The organism is Mesorhizobium sp. M7A.F.Ca.CA.002.09.1.1 (assembly GCF_003998555.1).
Lineage (GTDB): Bacteria > Pseudomonadota > Alphaproteobacteria > Rhizobiales > Rhizobiaceae > Mesorhizobium > Mesorhizobium ciceri.
This window is the reverse complement of the sequence record NZ_RZRR01000238.1, coordinates 1-6,649: the sequence shown is the minus strand read 5'-3', so window position 1 is coordinate 6,649 and position 6,649 is coordinate 1. Positions and strand designations below refer to the sequence as shown.

Annotated in this window: 5 protein-coding genes and 1 pseudogene; 4 read left to right on the top strand and 2 right to left on the bottom strand. The window is 60.4% G+C overall.

All coding sequences use genetic code 11. The features are described from left to right. Positions 1–425, top strand: a pseudogene (locus tag EN994_RS35645) (UDP-glucose 4-epimerase GalE); the annotation flags it as partial. Between the two features lie 678 nt (positions 426–1,103). Here EN994_RS35645 and EN994_RS12950 read toward each other — a convergent pair. After that, on the bottom strand, positions 1,104–1,721 hold the full coding sequence (locus EN994_RS12950) for a DUF995 domain-containing protein (protein WP_245321910.1): 618 nt from the start codon (positions 1,719–1,721) through the stop codon (positions 1,104–1,106). A gap of 211 nt (positions 1,722–1,932) precedes the next feature. Here EN994_RS12950 and EN994_RS12945 point away from each other — a divergent pair, with 211 nt between their 5' ends. From EN994_RS12945 to EN994_RS12935, 3 genes are all read left to right on the top strand, one after another. Next, complete coding sequence (locus EN994_RS12945) at positions 1,933–3,561, top strand: glycosyltransferase family 39 protein (protein ID WP_013532497.1); 1,629 nt, start codon at positions 1,933–1,935, stop codon at positions 3,559–3,561. 184 nt (positions 3,562–3,745) lie between these two features. Further along, positions 3,746–4,672, top strand: coding sequence for a lysylphosphatidylglycerol synthase transmembrane domain-containing protein (locus EN994_RS12940; protein WP_013532498.1), 927 nt, complete (start codon positions 3,746–3,748; stop codon positions 4,670–4,672). A gap of 44 nt (positions 4,673–4,716) precedes the next feature. Next, positions 4,717–5,718 carry a glycosyltransferase family 2 protein gene (locus EN994_RS12935; RefSeq protein ID WP_244514345.1) on the top strand — a complete coding sequence of 334 codons (1,002 nt, stop codon included), beginning with the start codon at positions 4,717–4,719 and terminating at the stop codon, positions 5,716–5,718. A gap of 159 nt (positions 5,719–5,877) precedes the next feature. Here EN994_RS12935 and EN994_RS12930 read toward each other — a convergent pair whose 3' ends face one another. Beyond that, positions 5,878–6,285 (bottom strand): hypothetical protein, encoded by a 408-nt coding sequence (locus EN994_RS12930; RefSeq protein ID WP_013532500.1) that lies wholly within the window; start codon positions 6,283–6,285, stop codon positions 5,878–5,880. Between the last annotated feature and the right edge of the window lie 364 nt (positions 6,286–6,649).

Below are 6,649 nucleotides of genomic sequence, written 5' to 3'. Positions count from 1 at the left end.
GCACTTGCGTAAGGGATTATATCCACGTCACCGATCTGGCCCGCGCCCACCTGAAAGCGCTCATGCATATCGAGGGTGGCGGGCGAAGCCTTGCGGTCAATCTCGGCACAGGGCGGGGCGTCTCCATCAAGGAGATTGTCAAGGCGGTCGGCCGAATCACGTCGAGGCCGGTTCCGGCAGTGTTCAGGAGCCGACGCGCCGGAGATCCGGCGGAGCTCTACGCCGACCCGGGAAGCGCACGCGAACATCTTGGCTTTGTGCCGGAGCTTTCAGACATCGATACGATTGTCAGGACGGCCGCTCCCTTTTTCGGACTGAAGACCAGGCCCATGAAACTGCCGCCAGTGAGGGCGGCAGCGCCGGTCGTCGCCCGACGGGTCAGAGATAGCGGGGGTGACAGTTCGCGCGCTGGCCAAATCCGCTAGGGCTGCAGATATAAGGCGAGCCGCCCGAGAACGTGCTGCCATCGCCCGGATTGAACGAGATGTTCACCGGCGCCGGCGTGCTGGCTTTGATCCGTTGCGGCGGTGCAAAGGCGTAGGCACTTTCGGTCCCTATTGTGCTTGTCATCTGGATCGGAAGGTCGGCCCGGAGCGAGCGCACGAGAAATCTGGCCTGCACGGGCTGGACCGAGGGCTGACTGCGGACCGGGTGGACGATGGGCCTGATAAGGACCGAACCGGTTTCAGTTGCGTCCATACCTTGACAACCTGCAACCATAGAGCTCAGCGCCACAGCCGCGGCAATAGATACGACATTCTTGCTTGAGCGAAATACGCTCGCGGAATTTCTCATCCTCTGTCCCTTGCTATCAAGTATAAGCCAGGGGCGCATTGCGACATACTATACTTGGGCCGCTTCCACGCCGCATGAGTGACCACTCGCACATCACACGTTATATTAGATATCACTAATTATTAAATTTCATCAAAACCGTATGGCAGGCCATCGTCTTGTCGTCCAGGCGATGCAGTTGAATGCGACTAAATGCGCTCGGCGCGCCGAGCGCCTGCCGAGCCACTCAACCATAAGCGATTCGCGGGTTCCACGACAGGCGCACGGGAAGAACAGCCCGGCCATCTCAGCGCGGCCGGAAGCGCGGCCTACTTTTTGGCATCGACCAGCTTGCGGGTCACTTCGAACTGCGCGCCCTTGGTGTCGCCTGCTTCGAATTTCTTGTATTCGTCGGAAGGATCCTCGGGAGATCGCTTGAAACCGTACCATTCCCCGTCCGGATCCTTGCGTTGCTCGATATTCAGGCCCTGAATGCGGTGGCTGTAGCAGGTGCGGTGCTGCTCGCCGGTGTAACCTTTCGATCGCCAGGCGAGCTCCATGCACATCTTGCCATCCTTGGTCACCAGCCATCTACCCTCCGCGACAGACGTGGTGTCCTGCCCGGACGTCCAGGCCTGGAGACGTCGATTGTCCTGCGCGAAAAAGGCCGCGCCGTTTTTCCATATCCATGTGCGGTCGGCATAAAGAAGCTGCAGCTCGTAGGCAGTTGGAGCCGGTGCGATGACCGTTCCCGCTGGTCTGCCGTCTTTGGCGGCAGCCGCATGCGCCGTTCCCGAAAGCGCCGTCTGGCCGCAGAGGGCCAGGAGAAACATGAGTTGCATACAAGTTGCGAACCGACAATGTTTGCGTCGACCGTCGACACCATGCGGTGGCAATCCGGTCAGAGCTGTCAGTACAATTGGCGTTCGCATGCCCGTTTTGCCCAAGGTAGCACTATCATCGCTCTGACAGCCGTATGAACTATTTAACAGTCGCGAGAACGGTGATGTCAACCTTTGCGAGCGGACGGACAACAACCGTTCCAGATGTGCGCATCCCGCTGTCGTCAAAATTAAGAAATGTGTCATATGCTCTGCCAACTCTGACAATCGCACTCAAAAGCAACATCCGCAGACGTCAGGGAGGACGCGGTTTCAAATGGCGGGCGACCCGGAATTGAACCAGGCCGAAGGTCAGCAATACCGGCAGCAGTCGACCGTCCGGGAAACGACTGCTCGCAACACCGTGAGCCCCAACATGGCGATCTTGCTGGGGATACTGTTCATTGCGATCCTGTTCAGGTTCCACAACATAACCTTGCCGCTGGTCGATGCCTTCAGCTGGCGCGAAACAAGTACCGCGATGATGGCCGACAATTTCCAGCAGCGCAGCTGGAACATCTTCTTCCCCGAGGTCAGCTGGACCGGGCCCGGGCCAAGCTATCAGGGCCGCGAGTTCCAGATCGTCAGCTATCTGACCGCCATACTCTACCAACTCTTTGGCTGGCACGACTGGTTCGGCCGCATGATTGCGGCCCTTTTCGGCTTGGTGACGGTGTTTTCACTGCACAGATTAACGGCGCTATGCTGGGGCGAGACGCACGCCCACGCCGCGGCACTTGCCTATGCGCTGATGCCGGCGGCGATCATGATCGACAGCTCGTTTCTTCCCGACCCCTCGATGCTGGCTCTGGTAACCTTGGGCGTCTGGCTTTTCACGAAATACTGGACGGGAGGCAGCGCGTGGCTGCTCCCTTTCGCCACAGCCAGCTTTTCCCTCGGTGTGCTTGCAAAACCACCGGGTTTGGCTGCTGGAGGCGTCATATTCTATCTGATGGTTTGCTGGCTTTTGCAAAATCGGCGAAAGCATGCGGCCAAAGTATTCATAAGCGGACTGGTCAGCCTGTTCGTCATCGGCGCCTACTACAGCTGGGCCATTTATCTCGGGCGAACCTATCCGCCCTTTCATGTCGCGGGCAGCGGATACATCTGGGATTCTGGATTCTGGACGTTTTTCAGCAACGATTTCTATTTCAAATCTGTTTGGAACACGTCGGTCTGGTGGTTTTATGGCTATCCGTTCATGATTTTGATGGCGGTCGGATTCTGGATACCGCCCCAGCCAGTCGCGGAATCGAAAGAACGCGCTCTTTCGGCCATACCTTTCATATGGCTTGCAGCGGCCTCTGTTGTTTATCTCGCTGCGGCACGTGAGATCACGACCAATCCATGGAACTATCATATATTCCATGTGCCATTTGCGATGTTTTGCGGCCGTGGCGCGGTCGTCCTGGCGACGCTTGGAGCCAAAACCGTTCCGTCTCCTGGGATAATTCTGCGGTCGATTTGCATCGTGGCCGCTATGCTTGTCTGGTCGACTTTTCCCCTCGTCCGGACGATGAAGGCGCCCTTCGCCATGAATGGAAAGTTGCTTGGCGACGAGCTGGCGCGCAGGGCCCAACCTGGCGATCTTGTCGTGGCCATCGCTCCGGAGGTGGGAGATCCCGTCGCAGTCTATTACAGCAGGGCGCGCGGGTGGGTGTTTCCGCCTGGTGGCGGCGACGTGGAGTGGTCCAGGTTCGTCGAGGACGATGCCATCGCGATAGCACAGCTTGAGGAACTTCGCACGCAAGGCGCGGATTGGTTCGGCGTGGCAAAGGATGCCGAAGACAGTCAGAAACGGCCGTTCATCGAGCATCATGACGGGGTGATCGACTATCTCAACAAGATCGGGACCAAGCGGCTGGATTCGGACAACCTCCTGATTTATGAAATCAGCCGGCCTTGATCTGGTCAGGCCGTTGGGCTTATGGGCTGGGGATCAGGCAAACGTTGGAAATCCGGCGACGGTCAGCGACCTTGCCGACCCGCCCTCGCCTGCCCAACGCAGCAAGCTAAGCGAGACAAGCCGGCCAGCAAGGTCAAATATCTCTACGGCTGGCGGAATTCGACGGTTGCGACCGGAGGAATTGTTGAAACGAGCGATTTCGATCATTGTGACGCTGGCCCTGCTGGCCTGGCTCGCCAGCGACTCGCGCTGGCGCATGGTCGGCGACGCCTTTGCCCGCATCACGCCCGGCACCTTCGCCGTGGCGACGATCGCGTTCTTCGCCACCTATGTCTTGCGTGCGCTGCGCGTCTGCGACGAGTTCCGCGACGAGGTGCATGGCCGCTTCGGCGCCTGCCTGCGCGTCATTCTGATCCACAATGCGATGATCAACGTCGTGCCCTTTCGCGGCGGCGAGACGGCCTTTCCCCTGCTCCTGCGCCAGGTCTTCGGCATACCGATCATGCGCGCCAGCGCCTCACTGCTGTGGTTCAGACTGCAGGACGCTTTCGTCGTCGGCGTGCTCGCCCTGGCGGTGTGGCCGGGCCTGCATCCGGCGATTAGGATTGCGGGCGGGGCCGTCTTGATCGTCGCCGCCTGGTACCTGCCGCGCTGGGCGCGTGCACCGCATGACTGGGCCGGCCGCGGCAAGATCGTGGCGAAGCTCGGCAAGCTCCGAGATGTGTTCACCGAAGCAACCGGACGCTCGCGCTATGGCTGGTGGTGGACGATCGCGAACTGGTCGCTGAAGCTCACTGTGCAGGGATGGTTGTTGGCAATGCTGCTGGGGACATCCTTTTCGACCGCCTTTCCAGGCGTCGTTGGGGCCGAAGGAGCCGCCATACTGCCGGTGCAAGGCGTCGCCGGCTTCGGCACCTATGAAGCGGGAGCAGCGGCGGCGCTGCTCACCTCCGGAATCACGATGAAGAATGGCTTGCAGGCGGCGCTGGCGCTGCACCTGTTCATCTTCTGCTCGGCAATCGCCACGGGTGCGATCGCCTGGCTGTTTCCCTCGAAATCGACGCTGCCGGGAAATCCGGCTGTCGGACCTGCAAGGAAGCCATCCCAATGAACGTATTGCCCATCCCTGCTTCGGGACTGCCTGACGGCGCGGTAATGCCGAACCATACGCTGTCCATCGTCGTCCCCATGTACAACGAGGCCGAAAACGTCGAGCCGCTGCTGGCACGGATCCACCAGGCGATGGAACGCTACGACCAGCCCTGGGAGGTCGTGCTGGTCGATGACGGCAGCACCGACGCGACGGTGAGCGAGATCAGGCGCCTTGCAGCGCATTACGGCTCGCATGTGCATGCGGTCGAACTGGTGCGCAACTACAAGCAGACCGCCGCGATGCAGGCCGGCATCGACGCGGCGCGCGGCGACGTCATCGCCACGATCGACGGCGACCTGCAAAATGATCCCTACGACATCCCCCGCATGGTCTATCGCCTGCTGAGCGAGGATCTCGACCTGGTGGTCGGCTGGCGTAAGGACCGCCAGGAAGGTTTTTTCATGCGCAGGCTGCCCTCGCGCATCGCCAACGCGCTGATCGCGCGCGTCACCGGCGTGCGCCTCAAGGATTATGGCTGCAGCCTCAAGGTCTATCGCGGCAACGTCATCCGCAGCGTCAAGCTCTATGGCGAGATGCACCGCTTCATCCCGGCATGGCTGGCCACGGTGACGACCCCCAGACGCATCGCGCAGGAGGTGGTGACGCACCATGCCCGCATCCACGGCCAGTCCAAATACGGCATTTCGCGCACCTTCAGGGTCGTGCTCGATCTGGTGTTCATGTACTTCTTCATGCGCTATCGCACACGGCCGGGACATTTCTTCGGCGGCATCGGCATCGTGCTTGGCGCGCTGGGTTCGCTGATCCTTGCCTACCTGCTTTGCCTGAAGCTGTTTTTCGCCGAAGACATCGGAACACGCCCGATGCTGTTCACCGGCTTCTTCATGCTCATCGCCGGGGTGCAGATGGTGACGTCGGGCGTGCTGGCGGAAATGCTGGCACGCGTCTATCACGAGGCGAACGGAGCATCGGCCTATGTCGCGCGGCCACGGCCGCCGGGCGGCGACAATGACGGCTGGCACGCCCCGGGCCGAGCATCGTGACCTGATCGGAATGCCACGGAGGTCCGCGCCTAACGAACGCATGGCGGTTGGAGGGCAAGAGGCAAAGCGCAACGTCTGCGCAAACCTCCCGCCCTCCACTCGCGCCCCCCGGCAAAGACCCGGCAGCAGTCAAATCGGCCGCGCTTCAGGTCTGATGGCTTAGTAACGCGAACGGCAGCTGGCGCGCTGGCCGAAACCGCTCGGACCACATATCCAGGGCGAATGACCCAGGAGCGGGCCGCCATTGCCCAGACTGTAGGAGACCTTCACCGTCGCCGGCCTGCCGACCCGCTGCGGCCGCACGAAGGCCGCATAGGCCTCCTCCCTCGTACGCGTCACGTTGGTCATCTTGGTGAGCGGTTTGCGGTTGATCAGATGCAGCCGCTTGTCCTTGGCGTAGTGCACCCTCTGGCCAAGCGAATGAACCACGGGCTTGGTGCCGATCGAGCTCGTCTTGGTGGCATCCATGCTTTGGCAACCGGACATCATCGAGATCAATGCAACCGCGGCAAATGCACAGGCATGTTTCTTGCCGAGCCTTGCCCCTCTTTCCATTATTTTGTTCATCGCTATCCCTGCCATGAAATACAAGTCGCTGGAGCGCGGAGATATATTGCTCTTATTTGCTTTCCGCACCACGCGAGTGACCCATCGCCACTCACATCATGGGCTGTATATTAGGGGAGACTTATTAAATATCATGCAAACGATATGATGAGCGCGGTCTTTCGGCACTCGACCGGATATTATTAAAATTTGACCTTTTGGGCTCGTGCCTGGTCCTGCCACAGCTTGCCGGCCGGCTATCAAGGCAAATGCGGTTCAGGGGAGTTGTTTGCGCACGGACGCCTGTCGGCGTCAGCGTGGCGGATTCCAGGCGGGGTCAAGATGGAATGTGCGGGTTCCGCTCCCGCCGCGCCCGGCTCCGGAA

Excerpts from the sequence above, each read along its gene's own strand:
- EN994_RS12945 (WP_013532497.1), top strand. The coding sequence starts at position 1,933 with ATGGCGGGCGACCCGGAATTGAACCAGGCCGAAGGTCAGCAATACCGG.
- EN994_RS12935 (WP_244514345.1), top strand. The coding sequence starts at position 4,717 with ATGCCGAACCATACGCTGTCCATCGTCGTCCCCATGTACAACGAGGCC.
- EN994_RS12930 (WP_013532500.1), bottom strand. The coding sequence starts at position 6,285 with ATGAACAAAATAATGGAAAGAGGGGCAAGGCTCGGCAAGAAACATGCC.